The following is a 21,127-nucleotide window of genomic DNA, read 5'->3' as shown; positions in this document are numbered from 1 at the left end:
TATGACATTTCAAGATTTAGGTTTATCCAAAAACATTTTAAAAGCAGTTGAAGAAAAAGGATATACCAAACCTTCTCCAATACAAGAAAAAGCAATTCCGCATATTTTAGAAGGTAAAGACATTTTAGCTTCTGCACAAACAGGAACTGGAAAAACAGCTGGTTTTACATTACCTGTTTTACAATATTTATCAGAAACAAAACACCCAAAATACAGACCTTTACGAGCTTTAGTTCTTACGCCAACAAGAGAGCTAGCTGCACAGGTTTATGACAACGTTAGAGAATACAGTAAGTATTTAGATATTAAATCGGCTGTAATTTTTGGTGGCGTTAATGCCAAACCACAAATTTCAACTTTACGGAGAGGTGTAGATATTTTAGTCGCAACTCCTGGAAGATTATTGGACTTACACGACCAAAAAGCAGTTTCTTTTAAGCGAGTTGATGTGTTGATTTTAGATGAAGCTGATCGAATGTTAGATATGGGTTTTGTTAGAGACATTAATAAAATTATCAGTTTTATGCCTACAAAACGTCAAAATTTGATGTTTTCTGCGACTTTTTCTAAAGATATTAAAAAGTTAGCTGAAGGAATTTTAAGAAATCCTATTTCAGTAGAGACTGCACCACAAAATTCTACCGCAAAGAAAGTAACGCATAACGTTTACAAGGTTGATAAAAGCAAAAAAACAGAGTTTACGATTAAGTTGATAAAAGACAACAACTGGAATCAAGTATTGATTTTTACACGTACAAAACATGGTGCCAATAGATTGACTCAAAAATTGATAAAATCAAAGATTTCTGCAGCAGCAATTCATGGAAATAAAAGTCAGGGTGCAAGAACAAAAGCATTGAAGAGTTTCAAAGAAAATTCAATCAAAATTTTAGTGGCTACAGATATTGCAGCACGTGGTTTAGACATTCCGTTATTGCCACACGTAATAAATTATGAGTTACCTAATGTACCCGAAGATTATGTGCATAGAATTGGACGAACAGGAAGAGCTGGAGCTGCAGGTGAAGCCATTTCTTTGGTATGTAGTGAAGAAACTGAATATCAAAAAGAAATTGAAAAATTATTAAAAGAAAAACTAAGTTCTACCATTGTTAAGGGTTTTGAACCTACAGATACTACTCCTCCTAAAAGAGCTGCAACACAGAGCAAAGGTTCTTTTGGTAAAAAGAAAAAAGCTTCAAGCAGAAATTCAACTGAAAACAAAAAACCTAAAAGAAAACCTCATTTTAAAGGAAATAAATCAAACAGCACTTCTGGAAGAGGGAGAACAGGTGCTCCTAAGAAAAAGCGTTTTTAATTTTTTCTTATGAATTCTTGACAGCTTAAAAAACTCATTTTATGTTAGCATTTAGATTTCTTACCTTTGAATTCTAAATAGAAATCAACATGAAATATCGCCCAATAAATTCAGAACTTTTTATTAAAAATCGTAAAAACTTTATGGCACAAATGAAGCCAAAAAGTATAGCAGTTTTTAACTCTAATGACATCTATCCTATTGGTGCAGACAGTACAATGCCCTTTGAACAACATAGAGATATTTTCTATTTAAGTGGTGTAGATCAAGAAGAAAGTGTATTGTTTTTGTTTCCTGATTCTCCTAATGAAAATTTACGTGAAGTGTTGTTTGTTAGAGAAACTAACGAACATATTTCGGTTTGGGAAGGCGAAAAACTAACCAAAAAAGCTGCAACTAAAACCAGCGGAATACAAACCATTTATTGGCTGCAAGATTTAGAAAAAGTGCTGTTTGAAATGTCTACGTATGCAGATACCTTTTATATTAACACCAATGAACATTATAGAGCTAATGTAGAAACTGAAACCAGAGAAGATCGTTTTTCAAAATGGTTGTTGGCAAAATACCCCGCACATTCTGTGGCAAAAAGTAATCCTATTTTACAAAGTTTACGCTCTGTAAAAGACCAAATTGAGTTAGACTTAATGCAGCAAGCGTGTAACATCACAGAAAAGGGATTTAGACGAATCTTAGACTTTGTAAAGCCTGGTGTTTGGGAATACGAAATAGAGGCAGAATTATTACATGAATTTGTAAGAAATCGTTCTAAAGGTTTTGCCTATACACCAATCATCGCTTCAGGAAATAATGCCAATGTTTTGCATTATACAGAGAACAATCAACAATGTAAAGATGGCGATTTAATTTTGTTTGATACAGCTGCAGAGTATGCAAATTACTCAAGTGATTTGTCTAGAACTGTGCCTGTTTCTGGTAAATTTACAGATAGACAAAAAGCGGTTTACAATGCTGTAAACTATGTTAAAAAAGAAGCAACAAAATTATTAGTTCCTGGTACAATTTGGAAAGAATATCATGTAGAAGTTGGTAAATTGATGACATCAGAATTACTAAAACTAGGTTTATTAGACAAATCTGATGTACAAAATGAAGATAAAAACTGGCCTGCTTACAAAAAGTATTTTATGCATGGTACAAGCCATCATATTGGTTTAGATACGCATGATTATGGTTTATTACATGAGCCAATGCAAGCCAATAATGTGTTTACAGTAGAACCAGGAATTTACATACCAGATGAAGGTTTTGGCATCAGATTAGAAGATGATGTTGTGATTCAAGAACAGGGAGAACCTTTTAATTTGATGGGAAATATACCTATTGAAGCAGATGAAATTGAAGATATTATGAACTAGTCATAGAGTGGTTTCAATATAAAAAAGCGAGTTTTTACCACTCGCTTTTTTATTTTTTATCTATTCAATCTACCTGTAACATTACCCTCTAGAATAGAAAGTACATCTTTTTCATTGGCATAGTTAACATCACCTAAATAAGTATGTTTAATAGCGCATGCAGCTGCTCCATATTGAATCGCTTTAAAGTCATCGAATCTTTGGCAACCATGTATAATCCCTGCTGCAAAAGCATCACCTGTTCCAATTCTATCTACAACATGAGTAATATCAAGATCTTCTGTTTCTCTAAATTCTTTACCATTCCACATTCTGGCTTTAATCTTATGCCACGAAGAATTGATAGAAGTTCTAATTTTATCAAATACTTTTTCAATAGAAGGAAATTCTTGCATTAAATCTTTACTTGCTGCTATAAAATCATCATTTGAAAATGAATAATTGGTCCCTAAAAGTTCATTTATTTCATTAACACCGCCAATAAAAATAGTAGAATATTGAATTAATTCTGATAAGACTTCTTTTGGGGCTTCTCCATATTTCCACAAGCCACTTCTATACGTTGGATCTGCAGAAACTATCATTCCTTTTTCTCTAGCTAATTTTAATCCATCTACCAACGCGTCTTTACTTCCTTTGCATAATGCAGGTGTAATACCTGTCCAATGAAACCATTTCCCTTTTTCTAACGCTTTTTCCCAATGTATCATTGAAGGAAGAATCTCAGAAAATGAAGAATGTGAGCGATTATAAGAAATAGAACTTGGTCTCATCACTGCACCAACTTCAAGAAAATATACACCTAAAGGTCTAGAAGAACGCACAATAGAGGAAGTATCAATATCAAATTTATTTAAATAAGAAAGAGCTGTGTCACCAATAAAATCATCAGAAATACATGAAATATGTTTTACATTTCCACCAAAATTGGCTATAGAAATACCTACATTTACTTCTGTACCTCCAAAATAATATTCGATTGCATTTGATTGCACAAATTTTCTGTTTCCTAGAGGAGATATTCTCATTAAAACTTCTCCAAATGTAATTATCTGACTCATAGTAAATTCATTAAAAAAACAAAGATACTTTATAAAAATACATTACATTAATGATTGATATGTAATTATTTCACTAAAACTATAAAGAAGAAATAAATTGAATTGTTTGCGTGTTAAACGTTTCTGGTTGTTCTACATTTACCACATGTCCGCAATTATCGATTACAAACAAAGAAGAACTAATATGTTTTGAGACGATATTTTTAATAGAAGGCAAAAATAAATGATCTTCTGCTCCCATAACATATAATGTAGGTATTTTAATATCTTTAGTTCTAAAAAAACGCAATAAAGGGTTGATTTCGGATGTTAATTTAAACCATCTAACAAACTCTTTTTGATACAGTTTTTTGGCTTCGTTTACAAATAGTGATCTTGATTTTTTATGATTTTTCTTTGGCATAATAATAAATGCAAAGAGTTTATACAATAACATATAGGGTACTACCGATTTAAAAATCACACCAAGCTTCATTAATATTTGAGAGCGAATATTTAATTTAATAATAGCACCTCCCATAATCATGCTTTGTACCAACTCTGGTCTTTTTTCTGCTAAATTACGTATCAAAATGGTTCCTAAAGAAATACCTATAAAATGAGATTTTTTAATGTGTAAATGCTCAATCACTTCCACAATATCTTCCGTAATTGAATCAAATGTATACTTAGGGTTAAACGTATCTTTTATAGATGGTTTGCTATTTCCATGACCTCGCAAATCTAAAATCAATACATTAAAATGCTTTTTAAAATCACGCACTTGTTTGTACCAGATAGAACTGCTACCTCCAGCTCCATGAACAAAAGTTACCCATTCTTTAGAAGTTGCATGCGGATATGTATAGTAATTTAACAAATGTTTTTCTAAAATTGAAAATTATAAAACCAACAGCAAAAATAGACTTTTTTATTTTGATGTTCTTTTATTTATAATTGTTTAAAATAAGCTTTCCAAAACACAATGTATTTTCTTTTATTGCTGATTTTCATTACATTGCAAGTATGGAAAAATCAGCCCCAGCAAATAAAAAAAAGAAAAAATTTAATTACGATAAAGAGCTTGGTAAATTACACGAAGAATTGGTGCATTTACAAGAATGGGTAAAAAATCAAGGTTTAAAAGTGGTTATTATTTTTGAAGGTAGAGATGCCTCTGGAAAAGGAGGAACCATTAAACGATTTACAGAACCTTTAAACCCAAGAATTTGTAAAGTGGTGGCTTTAGGTGTGCCTACAGAACGCGAAAAATCGCAATGGTATTTTCAAAGATATGTGCAATATTTACCTGCTGCTGGCGAAATTGTTTTGTTTGATAGAAGTTGGTACAATAGAGCTGGTGTAGAAAAGGTTATGGGTTTTTGTACAGATGATGAATATGATGAGTTTTTACGCTCTTGCCCAGAGTTTGAACGTATGTTGGTTCGTTCAGGAATTATAGTTTTAAAATACTGGTTTTCTGTAAGTGATGAAGAGCAAGAAAGACGCTTTAAAAACAGGATTAATAATCCTTTAAAACGTTGGAAATTTAGTCCTATGGATTTAGAATCTCGTTCTAGATGGATGGAATACTCAAAAGCAAAAGACAAAATGTTTGCGCATACAGATACCAAACAAGTGCCTTGGTTTGTCGTTAATTCTGATAATAAAAAGAAAGCACGTTTAAACTGTATCAGTCATGTTTTGAGCAAAATACCTTACAAAGAAATGAACTTAAAACCCATTAAACTACCTCCATTACCAGACAACAAAGCCTATGTAAGACCACCTATGGATTACCAAACTTTTGTGCCAGAAAAGTTTTAGGAAGTATTACTATAAATAAAAGCAAAAAAGACGAGTATTTCTACTCGTCTTTTTTTTACAAAACTAATTTAAAAACCTACTCAACTATTAAAGTATATTCTGGTGTTTTATTTAAAGGACAGAAATACGTGTATTCTCCCTTTTTTAAAGTTACCTTGTTAGACGTTTGTTTGGTGTTGTTTTTTACCAAGGCTTTTACATACGCCTCTTTAATATGGTTTGCTTGTCCGCTTTTACCTTTTGGTTGCAATACAAAACCTACATCTGTACCCACATTGTTATTAGCAACTTCAAAAATGTAAGTTCCTTCAGATAAGGTAATTTGCTTTTGAGTAAACTCACCTTTGGTTTGTTCTAAAGCAACTGTTTTTACAGTTTCTTTTTTCATTTTATCTTGTGCATTTGTATTAAATGCAAAACCTACTAATACTACTAAAATTGCGATTACTTTTTTCATCTTTTCTATTGTTTACTTGTTATTTGTTAATTTTTTTGATGTTAATTATACTGTTGCCAATTCTAAAGATTGTGCTACAGGGAAATCTACAGGTACTTCTGTTGTTTTGTGAAAATAATTAGTGATGGTAATTTCGCCAATTACTAAAATAGCATCTGCTAAATTTCCTTTTGTGTATCCTGCATTATAAAAATTATCGATACTTTCTGGAGTTGCTGCTCCTCTATTTACGGCAACACTTCTTGCAAATTTTGCTAATGCATCTAACTTATCGTTAAATGGTGCTACACCTGTTCTTAAATCTAAGATTTGCTCTTCAGAAAAACCGTTCATTTTACCAATTGCTGTGTGTGCAGATAAACAGTACACACATTCGTTTACTTGACTTACTGCTAAGTTGATCACTTCTTTTTCTTTAGCAGAAAAACTTGTTTTTGAGTTTCCGAATGCTAAAAAGTTACCTAATGCTGTTTCGCTGTGTGCAAAAGAAGCGTATAAGTTTGGTACAAAACCTAATCCTTTTTCTAATTGGTTAAAAATTGCTTGATTGTTTTCTGATACTTCGTTTTTTGTGGGTACATTAAATGTGCTCATAATTTCTATTTTAATTTGTTTTTATATTTATTTTGATTGTATTCTTAATTGCAAGTGCAAATTTGTTGTTCTGGATTTTGCTCATCATAAGTTTGATAACCCCAACAGTTTGGACATTGTGTTTGTTCTATTGTTTTCATAATTATTGTTTTAGTTGTTTTCTTTTGATGGTACAAAGATGCAATCAACTGCAGTGTTTAAAAATGGACAAAGGTTCCTTTGGATTGGACTGTCCGTTTTTTTTATTTTAATCTGTCTATTTTATTTCTTAAATTTCTTTCTGTAATTAAGCCTGTATGTCTATCAACAGGTTTTCCTTCTTTAAAGAAAATTAATGTTGGTATGTTTCTGATGCTAAATTCTGCTGCCAATTCTTGATAATCGTCAACATTTACTTTTTTAATAATTACATCGTCTTTTAATTCGTTTGTTAATTTGTGTATTGTTGGCAATAAAGTTTGGCAAGGACCACACCAATCTGCATAAAAATCTAATACTACATTTGGGTTGTTTCTAATGATGTTTTTTACGTTTGTTTGTTCTAATGTTGTTTCCATTTTATTGTTTTTTTTATTCCTTTTTAATTATCGGAATGTGAGTACTTTTGTTTGACACTGCAAAGATGCAACCAACATTAAGGTTTAAAAATGGACAAAGGTTCCTACTGTTTGGACAAGGAAAAAAGTTGGCAAAAAAGGTGCGTGAAGGATTGAACGACTTGTTTGAGCTCTTTTTTGAGGAACGAAAAAAAAGCGAGTAGTGAAAGCCTGACCTGAAAGGACACGCCCTAATAAAAAAATTAAATTTGGTATAAATTAATACTCTTTTTTAAATTGTAAAGGCGACTTAGAAATGGCTTTAGTAAAAAAACGTGTAAAGTATGCAGGGTCATTAAAGCCAAGTTCAAAGGCTATTTCTTTAACTGTTTTATCGGTATAAATTAATAAACGTTTTGCTTCTATTAAAATGCGGTTTTTAATAAAATCTGAGGGAGTTTTTGTACCTATTTTTTGAAAGTGTTTACTGATTGATTTCGGAGAAACACCCAATCTGTTTGCATAATCTGTAACAGAATGCATTTTTTTAAAATTCTGCTCTACCAGCAAACTAAAATCTTTAAACAGACGTGTTTCTGTATCTTCTTTTATAATATGATTTTCTTTTTGTACGCGTACTGCACAAATCATAAATTGTTTTAAATAAGATTGCAACATATCGTATTGTGCAGTTTCATCTTGTTGAAATTCCTCAATTAAACTTTCTAAAATAAATTGAAGCTTTTGGGTATCTTTTTCGCAAGGCTTTACAAAGGGTGTTTCGTATATATTATTGAACAATACTCCATTACAAGCTACTTCTTTATCATGGGTTTGAATGCAGTAAAAATCTCTAACAAAGGTAAGTTTGTAGGCCGTTTTTATTTGTTCTGAATCTACCGTAAATACTTGTCCTGGTGATAAGAAAAAAAGCACATTATCCTCGAATTTATATTGTTCGAAATCGATATTATAGGTTCCTTTTCCTTCTTGAATCCAATAAATAGAATAGGCATTTTGTTGCACAGAATGATCTATTGTACATGCTTTTTCAAATTCGACTGTACTTAAAGAAAATGTATTTTGAAAAGAATATTTTGTAATGTCTTGGACTGCCATTTATTGGGGTTTATGTAAAGGTGGTCGTAAAAATAATTTATTATTTAAAAAAATATTTGTTTTTTAGTATTTTTAAGACGGGTTAATTAAAACATCTACAAGATTAACAAATGGAAAATGAAGTTTCAATAGCATTAGAAATTTTTAAAAGCTATACTCTTTCTCAAAAAGAAGTGCATTACATTAACAATAAGTTTAAAAAAATACACCTACAAAAAGGAGATATGTTGTTAACCCCAGATGCCAATATTACTCATCAATTTTACACATATAGTGGCTGTTTACGGTCTTTTTTTTTCAAAAATCAGGAAAAGAACACACCATGCAATTTGCTATAAATGACTGGTGGATTAGCGATTACACTTCTTTTTTTACCGATGAAAAAGCTGTAATGGGTATAGAGTGTTTGCAGGATGGAATTGTTTACAAAATTTCTAAATCTGACATTAATGATTTATATCTAAAAATTCCTAGAATAGAATCTTTTTTTAGAATAAAGCTAGAAAGAGCTTATGCGGGTTTTCAAAAGAGAATTATTGAACACTTGTCTTTATCTGCAAAAGAACGATATCAGAAATTTAGAGAGAACCATGCTGATATAGAAAAATATATAAAAAAACTATCATATTGCATCTTACTTAGGCATTACAACTGAAAGTTTAAGTCGAATTCGTAAATCAATTTCTTAAATGTAATTTCTTATCATAGGTCAATTTTTACATTAGTAAAATACTTTACTTTTATTGATTCTTAATCTGAGAATTTTTGTCGTTATTATTTACATAAAGTTATATCATTAAAAGTATTCCCCCTAAAATCAACATAACAATGTTGTATAAGAGCATAGGTAAAAACTTATGCTCTTTTGGTTTTTAAATATTGCTACTCTAATAACCTCTTTTTTACTTTAATTCAAGTTTATTATATTAGCAGACATATTTCACTTATTATGAGATCTTTAAAAATTTACTTCTTTTTTTTCTGTTTATCTTTTTCTGTTTATGGGCAATCATCATATTCTTATTATTCAAGTTCAGAAAAAGAAACCGTGTTCTACGACTCTTTTTTAAATAATAATAAATATTGGTCTACCTCTTCTTCAGAAAGATCATCTGGAAACATAATTAGTGGAAAATATTATTGGAAATCAAATACGTCTAGTGTTGCCACTACAGATAAAACTATTTCTATAAGTACTGCTAAAGATTTTGAAATTGAAGGAAAATTCTTAGTATTAGAAAGCAAAAAAAAGACGGTTTTACATTCTTTAGTTTGGGGAGGGTTAGGAAATAAAAGGTATTATTTTGGTTATACTCAAAACGGAGATTTTAGAATAAGTTACTATGATGGAACTTCTTACACTGCACTTAAAGATTGGACTAACTCTACAAGTATATACAGTAGTAGCTATAACAAACTTACAGTTAGAAAAGTAAGATCAAAAATGTATTTTTTTATCAACGAAAAATTGGTACATACAATGCCTTTTAAAACTTTTTTTGGAAATAAAATTGGTTTTCAAGCGGCTTCTAGCTCAGAATTAAAGATAGACTATTTGAGAGTTTCTTATGTAAAAAAGTCATACAATAATACTACTATAACCTCTAATGGTGATGCTTTTTTTAAGGAAGATTTCTATTCGAACTCAAGAAATTGGTCTTCTAGAAACGATAGTTACGTTTCTAATGGATATTACTATTTAAAAGGTACTTCAGAATCTACCCATACATCTAGAAAATACATTGACATAGATACCTCCAAAGACTTTGAAATTAAAGGACGTTTTATGCGGCTTTCTGGTGGTAAAACCTCTAATTTACAATCTTTAATCTGGGGTGCAGGTAGTACAAAAAAAAATTATTTTGGCTTTACAGCAGATGGTTCTTACAGAATAAGTTATTACGATGGTTCTAAATATTATGCCCATAAAGACTGGACAAAAAATAGTGCTGTGAGTAAATATGGATATAATGAGATGAAAATACGTAAGGTAAAATCTAGAATGTATTTTTATATTAATGGCACTTTTGTTCACTCCATGCCTTTTAAATCTTTTTATGGCAACTATTTTGGTTTTCAAGCATCTACAGCTACAAAATTAAAAATAGATTATCTATATGTATCTTATTTAGCAAAAAGCAAAACAGATTACAGTGCTTTTGCTACTAAGGATAAAGAATATATTTTCGAAGACCAGTTCTCTAACAATAATAATAGCTGGAGCACTGGTACTTCTGGTAAAACCTATGGTAGAGTTTCAAACGGAACATACTTATGGAAATCATATCAAGAAAAATCTTCATGGACCTCTCATAAAAATATTTATATAGATCAAAAAAGAGATTTTGAAATTGAAGCTAGAATGAAATATGTTTCAGGTAAAAAAACTAGTGGAATTATGCTTAAATGGGGTTCTGATTCTTCCGAAAACTACAACATAGAGTTTAATGGAAATGGTAAATATTGGATTGGTAGTTATGTTGATGGAGAATATATTGCTTCTAAATCTTGGACTGCTTCTTCCTACATTAATAAAGAAACCTATAATAAACTTACTGTAAGAAAAATTGGAAAAAAATATTACTTTTTTATCAATGAAAAGTACCTACATGCTATGGATTATAGAGCGTTTTTTGGAGATAAAGTAGGTTTTACAACACCCCCACAATCTAGCATAGAAATAGATTACCTTAAAATAAACTACTTAGATAAAAACAATAAGAAGAAAAAAGAAGATGTTATTGTTTACAATAATCCTCCAGAAATAAAAATAACAGAACCTGGAGTTATTGCAGATAGAGGCTTTAAAATTGTAAAAGTAAAATCTATAAAAGTTGCTGGTTTTGCCAATGATAAAGATGGTATTGCTAAAGTAACTGTTAATAATCAACGTGCTACTTTATACACAGATGGCAGTTTTGATAGGTATGTAGATTTAATTAATGGTGATAATAAAATTACAATTACCGCTACAGATACAAAAGGGAAATCATCAACCAAAAGTATTACTTTAAATTACAATACGCCTAAAATTGTAAAAAATGTAGTAACAGAAAAAAAACAGAGAAGATTAGCATTAGTTATTGGTAATAGTAATTATGCATATGCATCTAAACTTAGAAATCCTGTAAACGATGCAAATGCTATGAAAACTAAATTAGAAGGTCTTGGTTTTACAGTTTTAAAATTTGTCAATGGTGATCAAAACACCATCAAAAGAGCTATTGATGAATTTGGTAAACAGTTAAAAAATTATGATATCGGCTTGTTCTTTTATGCTGGCCATGGTGTACAGGTAAATGGTAGTAATTATTTGGTGCCTACAGATGCAAAAATAGAAAGTGAAGATGAAGTAGAATACGATTGTGTAAAAGCAGATCGTGTATTATCTAAAATGAAAAGTGCAGGTACAAAAACAAATCTCGTGGTTTTAGATGCTTGTAGAAACAATCCTTTTGAAAGAAGCTGGAGTAGAAGCGCAAGTGGTAATGGGTTGGCATTTATGAATGCGCCAAGAGGTTCTTTAATAGCCTATGCAACTGCACCAGGAAATACTGCTTCGGATGGTTTAGGAAAAAACGGAACTTACACAGGTGCATTATTAAAAGAAATGGATAAAGAAAATATCACTATTTTAGAAATGTTTCAAAATGTAAGAGCGCAAGTAATAAAAGTTTCTAAAGGAAAACAAACTCCATGGGAATCTACTTCTCTAACTGGTAATTTCTTCTTTAAAAAAACTCAGTAATTTTAAAAACTTTTTAAAGTAAATCCAAAAGTTAAAAATTTATCTTGTTGTTTTTGATTTTTTATCACAAGGCTCTCAAAAGTGTGTAAATAATTTACTTTAAAGTTTAAGTATTTCCAAACAGGAAGTTCTAAGCCAATATCAGACTGCCATCTGTAATTATTACGTTTACTCAAAGAGGGTTGAATATAGCTTTCATGAGTAATAATAATTTTTTTCTTATATAAATGATACTTTCCATTCAACCATATAGTTCCACGAATAGTATTGATGGTTTCTTGTCCATTATATTCATCGATATTAAAATTAGTTTTGGTAAAATTTGTATGTTCATATTCACTAGTTAAAGAAAGCTTTAGCCAGCTCTTTTCAGTATTGATCAACTGGTAGGTAATACCTGCTCCAAACAAATATCGAACATCAACCTCTCTTCTAAAATTGGTACTCACAAAACCTAACAATAAGGGATATAATTTTTTCTCAGGATTTAAGTACAAAAAATTTAAACTCAGAATGTCTTCATCTGCTTTATCTCCTCCAAAGGCCTGATAAACATAAGAATTTTGTGTTTTAAAAACCCAATTTTTAATAGGCACAACACTTACATCAGTTCTTGCTCTAAAAATAAAAGTTTCAACATTTCCTGCCTGCCAAAAACCGGTTACCGATAATTTTGCTTTTACTTTTAATGTATCACTTTCGTTTAATTGAGCTGATAAGATAAAGGGTACAAAAAAAAGTAACCATATTAACTTTTTCATTGTATTCGATTTTAGTTTAAAAAACTTTAATGAATCAAATACAAAAATAAACTACTTGGTGTGTTTAGGAATTAAATTTACCACTACAAAAACCAAACAAGCAGGAATTACCCAACCCAAACTAGAATTTGCTAACGGAATGATATTTTTAATTCCTGTTAAGTTTTCTCTAGGAATAATAAATCCTAAAAAATCTGGAATACTAAAAATAAAAGTCATCAAAACTACACCTCTAAACACTAATTTTGAAGCATACTTTTCTGGCACAATGTTTAGCAAAATCAAGACAATAGTTATTGGATACAAAAACATTAATGCTGGTACTGCCAACGTAATGATAAAATCTACTTGAAAACTTCCAACAATAATTCCGATTATTGAAGCAATAGCAGCAGTAATAATGTATGCTTTTTGTGAGTTTTTACATATTCCTTTCATATAATCTGCAGTTCCAGTTACAATTCCTACAGCAGTGGTAAAACATGCCAAAGCTACTAAAACACTTAAAAATGTAGTACCTAAATGACCTAAGGTTTGAGAACTTAAACCTGATAAAATTTCTATTCTTGATGCATTTTCTGCAAAAGTTGATGAAAATAAAGAGCCACTTAAAATCAACCCTCCATAAATTAACAACAAACCTGTTCCTGCAATTAAACCTGCTTTTCTTATTAAAGTTTTTCTTGCCTCAAAAGTAGTATGACTGCTATAATTTAATGAAATGATAATAACAGCACCAACCACAACTCCACCTATAGCATCAAATGTTTGATAACCTTCTAAAAGTCCGCCTACAAATGGTGTTTTAAATGTTGTTGGAGGAACAATTCCTGGTGATGATAAAACAGCAATTCCGATGATGATTAGTAAAATCATCACAATAATTGGCGTGAGAAACTTACCAATTAAACCAATCACTTTAGATCTATTTATGGCAAAAATAAACACTAAAAAAAAGTAAAAAACACTGGTTAAAATAGGTTTGGTTTCAAAAAAAGGTTGAATTGCCATTTCATGAGTAACTGCTGCTGTTCTTGGTGATGGAATTGCAATGGCAATCAAATAAATCAATAAACAATAAGCGGTACTAAAAATGGGTGATACTTTTTTACCAAAATCATATAACGTTCCTTGTAATTTTGCGTGTGCAAAAATCGCTAAAATTGGTATGGTCACTGCTGTTGTTACAAAACCCAAAACAACAATCCACCAATCTAAACCTGCTTTTACCCCTAAAGATGGAGGTAAAATTAAATTCCCTGCTCCAAAAAAAAGCGAAAATAATGCAAAACCACCAATCCAAATTTCTTTAGTTTTATTCAAAATTAGTTTACTTTTTTAAGGTTTAAATCATGAAAATCAAAACTGAAATCGGTAATAGGTGCAATGTATTTGATGGTTGCAGATTGTGCTTTTCCGTTTTCATCAAATGTAAATTGTACAAAAACATCTGCATCATAACTTCTGTTGTTCCATTTTGCAACATAAGTTGTTTGATTGTAAGGCAATAGCTCACCAAATAAATACGAAGAACGTTTGCATTTTATTGTATATGACATTCCATCATGACTGATTACAACATCTCCAAACCAGTTGTCTTGATACGTGCCTACAATTTTAGAAGGTTTTGGCAAATTCGGGTTCTTTTTTGCTTCTTCTACTTTTGCAAAAACCGTTGCTTTTAAATCGTCATTATATTTTAAATACTTCGCATTTCTTTCTCCAAAAGTTATTAGCCAGTTTCTATCTTCATATCCTAAATAACTGTCTTTAATCGTATTTGTTATGGTGTTAAAAGCACTTCCATTCATTTGGTTGGTTAAGACTACAATGGCTAAATCTAAATCTGGAATCATAGTAAATTGTGTTACTGTACCAATCAATCCACCTGTATGATATACTTGTTTGTAACCTCCTTTTACATCGGTTACAAACCAACCTAAACCATATCCTCTAAAATTAGAATTGTACCAATCTCCTTTTCTAACTTTTAAAGGTGTTTGCAATTGCCACAACTCGTGAAATTCTTTTTCACTCAAAAGTCTTTTTCCTTCTTTGGTTACTGCATCATTCATTAAAAAATTTCCCCAAGTTAGCATGTCTTTTACGTTACTAACAATTCCTCCTGCTGCATTTGCAGTCTCACTCCAATCATGTGGAATTTGAATCACTTTACCATCTGCTCTTGTATGCGCATCAATAATATTCGATTTATTTGTAACACGATTGTAAGATGCTTTACTATTGCTCATTCCAACAGGTTTCATGATTTTATTTTCGATAAATTCTTCCCAAGAAAGACCACTTACTCTCTTTAAAACTTCACCAGCAATAATGAACATATTGTTGTTGTATTTAAACTCACTTCTAAATGAACTTACTGGTTTTAAATGTTTTACATTATTGATAATGTCTTTTACCGTAAAATCATTTCCTTCAGGAAAAAACATTAAATCTCCTGCACCTAAACCCAATCCGCTTCTATGAGTTACCAAATCTCTAACCGTAAATTGTTCTGTAACCCAAGCATCATACATTTGAAATTCAGGAATGTATTTTCGTACTTTATCATCCCAATTTAGTTTGCCTTCATCCACCATCATTGCTAAAGCAAAACAAGTAAAACCTTTACTGTTAGAGGCAACTCCAACCAAAGTGTTTTCGTTCATTTCTTTTTTATTGGTTAAAGAACGAACTCCATGACCTTTGGCATAGACGATTTTTCCATCTTTTAAAATTCCAACTGAAATACCTGGAACATCAAATGTTCTTAAGGTTTCTTTGACCAAGTTGTCTAACTTCTTTTCATCAACTTGAGCTGTAATTGCTAATGAAACAAACAGGATATATAAAAATGTAATTTTCTTGAAAAACATAGTATAATTGGATAAGAATTCTCATCAAATATAGTAAATACTTTATGATGATTGTGGCTTAAAAAAAGGATGCAAAATGTATCTTTGTTTTATGACTTTACAATACAAAAACGCAACTATTTTTTTTACTGATGAAGGTAAAGGAACTGCTGTAGTTCTTATTCATGGGTTCTTGGAAAACTCCACAATGTGGGATAAAATTACACCTCATCTTACCAAAAGAAATAGAGTAATTACCATTGATTTATTGGGTCATGGAAAATCAGATTGTTTGGGTTATGTACATACTATGGAGTTGTTTGCAGAAACTGTATCAGCAGTTTTAAAACACTTGCGAATTCGAAAATGTATTTTGGTTGGGCATTCTTTAGGTGGTTATGTGGCTTTGGCATTTGCAGAAAAATATCCTCAGAAAATAAAAGGTCTGTGTTTACTAAATTCTACATCTAGTGAAGATGATGAGGAACGTAAAACATTAAGAGCAAGAGCCAATAAAATGATTCAGAATAATTTTACAAATATGGTACGCATGTCTTTTGCTAATTTATTTGGCCCGAAAAGTAAAGAACGTCATAAAGAAGAATTAGATTTGGCTTTACAAGAAGCTTTACAAACATCTGTTCAAGGATATATTGCTGCTAATGAAGGCATGCGAAATCGCCCAAATAGAAATCACGTTTTGAAAAATAACAATTTCAAAAAGTTAATTGTTATTGGTAAAAAAGACCCAGTTTTAGATTATGAAAAATCTTTGGAGGAAGCAGCAAAAACAAATTCTGAAGTTGTTGTTTTTCCTAATGGACATATGAGTCATATTGAAAATACGGAAGAGTTGATTAAAACTTTAAAGGTTTTTTTAAAAAAATGCTAACACTAAATTTTAAGTATATTTGATATTATGAATTACGAGTCAATAATTCCTTTTTTAGCTGTTCTTATTGTAATTCTATTCTTATTGTTTTCTGCATTTTTACTCAGTGTAAAAACAGAAAAAAAATTACCTAATCAATTATTAGCTTCCTTTTTAATAGTTACTGCAATTGATATTAGTGCATTCTTTTATCAGCAATTTATAGATTTACCTTTGAATTTAGAAATGTTAAGAAATAGTGTTTCTGCATTTAAAAATCCGTTATTATTCTTATATATTTTATCTATTATTTATTCAAACTTTAGATTAAAATGGAAACATTTGGTACATCTTTTACCTTGGGTAATTACTATTGTAGTTTTAATGCCGAATTTCTTTTTTGTTGATGATAATGCAAAAATTGAGTTTTATAATAATTATGATCAAAATATAGAAATTAGATTTCTAGGTTTTTTTGGAGACCTATTATCTTTAGCTTATCTAATAGCAGAGGTATATTACATTACCAGATACAGAAAACTGCTTTTAGAGAATTTTGCCGATAAAAATTCATTCAAAAATTATATTTGGCTAAGACAATTGGCAATTTTACTTTTTATTGGTCAAGCATTGACTTGGGTAAAAAACTATTCTCGCATTAATTTTACGTTAGAAAACACAAATGCATTAAGAACTATAATTTTACTTTTTGGCGTATTTCTTATTTGTTGGCTGTTTTTAAAAGCGGTAAATTCACCTAAGTTATTTAAAGGAATTGATGTTGATTTGAAAACGTCAAATGAAATAAAAGGAAAAAATACAGAATCAGCAGCTGTGAATCATCAATTAGTGTTTCTTTTAAATTATATGACCACAAAAAAACCCTACTTAAATCCGTCTTTGACCATTAGAAAATTGGCAGAAGAACTCAAAATGAACTCAAGAGATTTATCGGTTTTAATTAATCAAAACTTACATCAACATTTTTTTGATTTTGTAAACGAATATAGAATCGAAGAAGCAAAATCGATTTTAAAAAATCCTAAAAAGAGAGAGTTTACGGTACTTGAAGTTTTATATGAAGTTGGGTTTAACTCAAAATCTTCTTTTAATACTGCTTTTAAAAAACATACAGGCACTACACCAACACAGTTTAGAAAACAATTTTTATAATTAATGGAAGCTATTAGTTTTTCAAATATCGCAGGAATTATTATAACATTTATTTCATTATTGTTAGCGTTATTCGTGCATTCTGTTAAATCTAGCAATGCGATTAGTAATAAACTTTTTGCAACATATCTTGTACTAAATGCTATTGAATTTACAGGTTTCTATAGCTTTCTTATTTTTGATGCACCTACCAATATTTTAGTTGCTTCTAGAGAATTTTCTTACCTACAAATGCCTGTTTTGTATTTGTATGTGCTTTCTGTTTGTTATTCAGATTTTAAATTACAATGGAAACATCTTTGGCACATTGTACCCTATATTATTGGTAATTTAGTGATGATACCAAGATTTTATTTGGGTTCTGTTGCAGAAAAATCTAATTTATTCGATAATTTTAATTCGTTACCAGAATCTTATTTTTCGCATATTGCATTGCACCTTCAATCAATAGTATATCTTACCTTGAGCTTTATCGTTTTAAAAAGAGCTAAAAAGATATTTAAAGAAAACTACTCTAGTAATACTATTGAAACCTATTATTGGTTATTTCAGCTCATTCTTTTTACGTCAACTTTATATGGATTTGCAATTGTAAAAAACATACTAAAGTTTTTTGGAAAACCTACTTTTTTTGAAGCTTCTCACAATATTCTTGTAATTGGGGTTTTATGTTTTGTTTGTTGGTATGTGTTAAAAGCGTTAAAATATCCAAACCTTTTTAATGGTGTAGATTCTAAAACCAAATTAACTACAGAATTTGATGAAGAAGATCAAAAAAGCAACATCGATTTAAAAGAAATTGAGCAATTAATAGCGTATATGAAAAACGAAAAACCGTATTTAAATCCTTCTTTATCGATAAGAAGTTTAGCTGAAAAAATAAAAATGAATTCTAGAGAATTATCGGTTTTAATCAATCAACATTTAAACCAGCATTTTTTCGATTTTGTAAACGAATTTAGAATCGAAGAAGCTAAATCAATCTTAAAAAATCCTGAAAAAAAAGAATTTACAATACTCGAAATCTTGTATGAAGTTGGTTTTAATTCTAAATCTTCTTTTAATACTGCCTTTAAAAAACATACAGGCTTAACACCTACTCAATTCAGAAAAACCAAATAAAATGGAAAATTTAGAGGTATCAGATTTAATTGGAATTGTTTCTTCATCTATATCATTACTTTTAGCGTTTTTTATTTTTTCTGTTGAATCTACTAATAAATTTAGTAATAAAATTTTTGCGGTTTATTTAACCTTATGTGCTTTTGAATATACGGCTTGGTCTTTATTTATTGATATTACAAGCAATATTTTAACTTTTAAAAGCCAATTATCGTATTTGTTAATGCCAGTTTTATATCTGTATATCCTTTCTGTTTGTTATTCAGATTTTAAATTAAAATGGAAACACTTATGGCATATACTGCCTTATGTTATAGGAAATTTAGTTATGATTCCCAGGTTTTATTTAAGTAGTTCGTTAGAAAAACTTGCGCTTTTCCAAAATTACAATGAACACTTTGAAATTATTTATCTACATTTTTCTTTGCATATTCAATTTGCTATATACATTATTATGGGATTTATGGTTTTAAAAAGAGCTAAGAAAATTTTTGTAGAAAATTATTCTAGTGCTACCATAGAAACTTACAATTGGTTGTTTCAGTTTTTGCTTTTTACCGGAGTTTTATACAGCCTTGCATTAATTAAAAATTTATTTAAATATTTTGGAGACAGAGATTATTTTCAAATTTCAGAAATTATTTTAAGTAGTGTTACTTTATATTTTGTTTGCTGGTATGTCCTAAAAATTCTAAAATATCCTAATTTATTTAATGGTGTAAATTCTAAAATAGGATTGACCAAAAATTTTAGGTAAAATCAAAATAATGCTGAAAATAAAGAGCTAATTGATAAGCTGACTTTATTTATGTCAAAAAATAAACCGTATTTAAATCCGTCTTTATCTATTAGAAATTTAGCTGCAGAACTAAATATGAATTCTAGAGAATTATCGGTTTTAATCAATCAGAATTTAAACCAGCATTTTTTTGATTTTGTAAACGAATACAGAATCGAAGAAGCTAAATCAATCTTAAAGAATCCTGTAAAAAAAGAATTTACAGTTCTCGAAATTTTGTACGAAGTTGGGTTTAACTCAAAATCTTCTTTTAATACTGCCTTTAAAAAACATACAGGCACCACACCAACACAGTTTAGAAAAACTGCTTAAAATCAAACACTTAACGTAAAGTCGAACGTTTGTAAAATAAAGTCGAACTGATTTCTTTTATAGAAATTCGTTCGACTTTGTGCTTTCGGTCGCACAAACTTCTTTTCATTCGCACATTTGTATCATCAATAAAAAACAAACAAGATGAATACAACAATGAAAACTTTACAACTGTTTATTACTTTATTATTAATGGCTAATTTTTCCTTTAGTCAAGATGTTTACAGAAAAATAGATTCGATACTAAAAGACACACATTCTAAAAAACCGAAGATTAGTTTTAGTGTTGGTTTTGTAAGAAATAATACTGAATTTTACACTTCTTATGGAAACCTAAACAGAGAAAATACCATTAAGGTTGATAAAAACTCACTTTTTGAAATTGCTTCGATTACTAAAATTCTAACATCAAATTTAATTGCAAATGCAGTGCTTGAAGGTAAGTTAAACACCAACGATTTTATGGATGCTTATTTGCCAAAAGCATATAAACTTCATAAAAACCTACAACAAAAAATTAAAATTTCTGATTTAGCTTCTCATCAATCTGGTTTGCCAGACATCGATTTTAGAGCATTAATAATGGTAAATTCTCAACAACCAATAGACGCTGTAAATCAACAAACATTATCAGAAATAATAAACAATTGCTCAGAATTGATTGATTATGGAAACTACAGATATTCTACAATTGGCTATGTTTTATTAGGACAAATTTTAGAAACGGTTTACAACAAAACGTATCCAGAAATTTTAAATGAACATTTAAAACAGCCTTTAAAATTAACAAGTATGTATTCAACCGATTTTAATGTTGATAATAAAGTACAGGGCTATAACGCAGAAGGTGGAAGACAAGAACTTTTTAACTGGAATATTACAGGTGCTGCTGGTTTGGTGAAATCGAATACTTTAGATATGGTTACCTATTTAAAAAATGTTTTAAACCACAATAGCAGTTTAGGAAAGGCTGCTCTGTTATGCGAAAAAACACAGTATAACAAAGATGGAAGGCAATTAGGATTAGGTTTAAATATATTAAAAGACGAAAAAAATACTGTTTTTCTTAAAACAGGAGATTTATTGGGGCAATCATCAATAATGGCTTATGACAGAGAACATAATTGGGGAATTGTTTTTTTTTTAAACCAAAGAAATCACCAATTAAGACAAGAATTATTCTACAACATATTTGAAATCATTAAAACAAAGTAAA

The 21,127-nt window shown here is 29.9% G+C and carries 20 protein-coding genes; 11 read left to right on the top strand and 9 right to left on the bottom strand.

Translation table 11 applies throughout. From position 1 onward, the window contains the following. The first annotated feature begins 1 nt into the window (after nucleotide 1). A complete protein-coding gene (locus tag FP421_RS09335; protein ID WP_159949850.1) occupies nucleotides 2-1,318 on the top strand; it encodes a DEAD/DEAH box helicase in 1,317 nt (438 codons plus the stop codon). Between the two features lie 89 nt (nucleotides 1,319-1,407). Then, the gene (locus FP421_RS09330; protein ID WP_159949848.1) at nucleotides 1,408-2,697 is read left to right on the top strand and encodes an aminopeptidase P family protein; all 1,290 of its coding nucleotides are present in this window, start codon (nucleotides 1,408-1,410) and stop codon (nucleotides 2,695-2,697) included. 56 nt (nucleotides 2,698-2,753) lie between these two features. Here FP421_RS09330 and FP421_RS09325 read toward each other — a convergent pair whose 3' ends face one another. Both FP421_RS09325 and FP421_RS09320 read right to left on the bottom strand, forming a co-directional pair. Continuing rightward, on the bottom strand, nucleotides 2,754-3,758 hold the full coding sequence (locus tag FP421_RS09325) for a sugar kinase (RefSeq protein WP_159949846.1): 1,005 nt from the start codon (nucleotides 3,756-3,758) through the stop codon (nucleotides 2,754-2,756). Between the two features lie 79 nt (nucleotides 3,759-3,837). Then, a complete protein-coding gene (locus FP421_RS09320) occupies nucleotides 3,838-4,617 on the bottom strand; it encodes an alpha/beta fold hydrolase (protein WP_159949844.1) in 780 nt (259 codons plus the stop codon). Nucleotides 4,618-4,763: 146 nt separating this feature from the next. Here FP421_RS09320 and ppk2 point away from each other — a divergent pair, with 146 nt between their 5' ends. Beyond that, nucleotides 4,764-5,564: a polyphosphate kinase 2 gene (ppk2, locus tag FP421_RS09315; RefSeq protein WP_159949842.1), complete on the top strand. Its 801-nt coding sequence runs from the start codon at nucleotides 4,764-4,766 to the stop codon at nucleotides 5,562-5,564. Nucleotides 5,565-5,640: 76 nt separating this feature from the next. Here the strand turns inward: ppk2 and FP421_RS09310 are convergent, their stop codons facing one another. From FP421_RS09310 to FP421_RS09295, 4 genes are all read right to left on the bottom strand, one after another. Next, entirely contained in the window at nucleotides 5,641-6,021 is a 381-nt protein-coding gene (locus tag FP421_RS09310; protein ID WP_159949840.1) for a cupredoxin domain-containing protein, read from the bottom strand. 45 nt (nucleotides 6,022-6,066) lie between these two features. Then, nucleotides 6,067-6,615 (bottom strand): carboxymuconolactone decarboxylase family protein, encoded by a 549-nt coding sequence (locus tag FP421_RS09305; protein WP_159949838.1) that lies wholly within the window; start codon nucleotides 6,613-6,615, stop codon nucleotides 6,067-6,069. Nucleotides 6,616-6,857: 242 nt separating this feature from the next. Then, nucleotides 6,858-7,172, bottom strand: a complete 315-nt coding sequence (gene trxA / locus FP421_RS09300; RefSeq protein WP_159949836.1) for a thioredoxin — start codon at nucleotides 7,170-7,172, stop codon at nucleotides 6,858-6,860. A 258-nt stretch (nucleotides 7,173-7,430) separates the two neighbouring features. Next, complete coding sequence (locus FP421_RS09295) at nucleotides 7,431-8,270, bottom strand: helix-turn-helix domain-containing protein (protein WP_159949834.1); 840 nt, start codon at nucleotides 8,268-8,270, stop codon at nucleotides 7,431-7,433. A gap of 322 nt (nucleotides 8,271-8,592) precedes the next feature. Here FP421_RS09295 and FP421_RS15215 point away from each other — a divergent pair, with 322 nt between their 5' ends. Together FP421_RS15215 and FP421_RS09285 are read left to right on the top strand one after the other, a co-directional pair. Continuing rightward, entirely contained in the window at nucleotides 8,593-8,925 is a 333-nt protein-coding gene (locus tag FP421_RS15215) for a cyclic nucleotide-binding domain-containing protein (protein ID WP_236548086.1), read from the top strand. 294 nt (nucleotides 8,926-9,219) lie between these two features. Beyond that, entirely contained in the window at nucleotides 9,220-12,018 is a 2,799-nt protein-coding gene (locus FP421_RS09285) for a caspase family protein (protein WP_159949832.1), read from the top strand. 2 nt (nucleotides 12,019-12,020) lie between these two features. Here FP421_RS09285 and FP421_RS09280 read toward each other — a convergent pair whose 3' ends face one another. The 3 genes from FP421_RS09280 to FP421_RS09270 are packed head-to-tail and all read right to left on the bottom strand — an operon-like array spanning nucleotide 12,021 to nucleotide 15,655. After that, nucleotides 12,021-12,779: a DUF481 domain-containing protein gene (locus tag FP421_RS09280; RefSeq protein ID WP_159949830.1), complete on the bottom strand. Its 759-nt coding sequence runs from the start codon at nucleotides 12,777-12,779 to the stop codon at nucleotides 12,021-12,023. A gap of 51 nt (nucleotides 12,780-12,830) precedes the next feature. Continuing rightward, complete coding sequence (gene brnQ, locus FP421_RS09275; protein ID WP_159949828.1) at nucleotides 12,831-14,102, bottom strand: branched-chain amino acid transport system II carrier protein; 1,272 nt, start codon at nucleotides 14,100-14,102, stop codon at nucleotides 12,831-12,833. A gap of 2 nt (nucleotides 14,103-14,104) precedes the next feature. Continuing rightward, entirely contained in the window at nucleotides 14,105-15,655 is a 1,551-nt protein-coding gene (locus FP421_RS09270; protein WP_159949826.1) for a serine hydrolase, read from the bottom strand. 91 nt (nucleotides 15,656-15,746) lie between these two features. Here FP421_RS09270 and FP421_RS09265 point away from each other — a divergent pair, with 91 nt between their 5' ends. The 6 genes from FP421_RS09265 (at nucleotide 15,747) to FP421_RS09240 (ending at nucleotide 21,126) form a co-directional block, all read left to right on the top strand. Next, the gene (locus FP421_RS09265; protein ID WP_159949824.1) at nucleotides 15,747-16,526 is read left to right on the top strand and encodes an alpha/beta fold hydrolase; all 780 of its coding nucleotides are present in this window, start codon (nucleotides 15,747-15,749) and stop codon (nucleotides 16,524-16,526) included. A 27-nt stretch (nucleotides 16,527-16,553) separates the two neighbouring features. After that, nucleotides 16,554-17,678: a helix-turn-helix domain-containing protein gene (locus FP421_RS09260; protein ID WP_159949822.1), complete on the top strand. Its 1,125-nt coding sequence runs from the start codon at nucleotides 16,554-16,556 to the stop codon at nucleotides 17,676-17,678. Nucleotides 17,679-17,681: 3 nt separating this feature from the next. After that, the gene (locus FP421_RS09255; RefSeq protein ID WP_159949820.1) at nucleotides 17,682-18,800 is read left to right on the top strand and encodes a helix-turn-helix domain-containing protein; all 1,119 of its coding nucleotides are present in this window, start codon (nucleotides 17,682-17,684) and stop codon (nucleotides 18,798-18,800) included. Between the two features lies 1 nt (nucleotide 18,801). Next, entirely contained in the window at nucleotides 18,802-19,557 is a 756-nt protein-coding gene (locus tag FP421_RS09250) for a hypothetical protein (RefSeq protein WP_159949818.1), read from the top strand. Nucleotides 19,558-19,608: 51 nt separating this feature from the next. After that, nucleotides 19,609-19,911, top strand: a complete 303-nt coding sequence (locus tag FP421_RS09245; protein WP_159949816.1) for a helix-turn-helix domain-containing protein — start codon at nucleotides 19,609-19,611, stop codon at nucleotides 19,909-19,911. Nucleotides 19,912-20,067: 156 nt separating this feature from the next. Beyond that, nucleotides 20,068-21,126, top strand: coding sequence for a serine hydrolase domain-containing protein (locus FP421_RS09240; protein WP_159949814.1), 1,059 nt, complete (start codon nucleotides 20,068-20,070; stop codon nucleotides 21,124-21,126). Nucleotide 21,127: the final 1 nt, after the last annotated feature.

The organism is Polaribacter septentrionalilitoris (assembly GCF_009832745.1).
Taxonomy (GTDB): Bacteria; Bacteroidota; Bacteroidia; order Flavobacteriales; family Flavobacteriaceae; genus Polaribacter; species Polaribacter septentrionalilitoris.
This window is presented reverse-complemented; position numbering and strand designations above follow the sequence as displayed.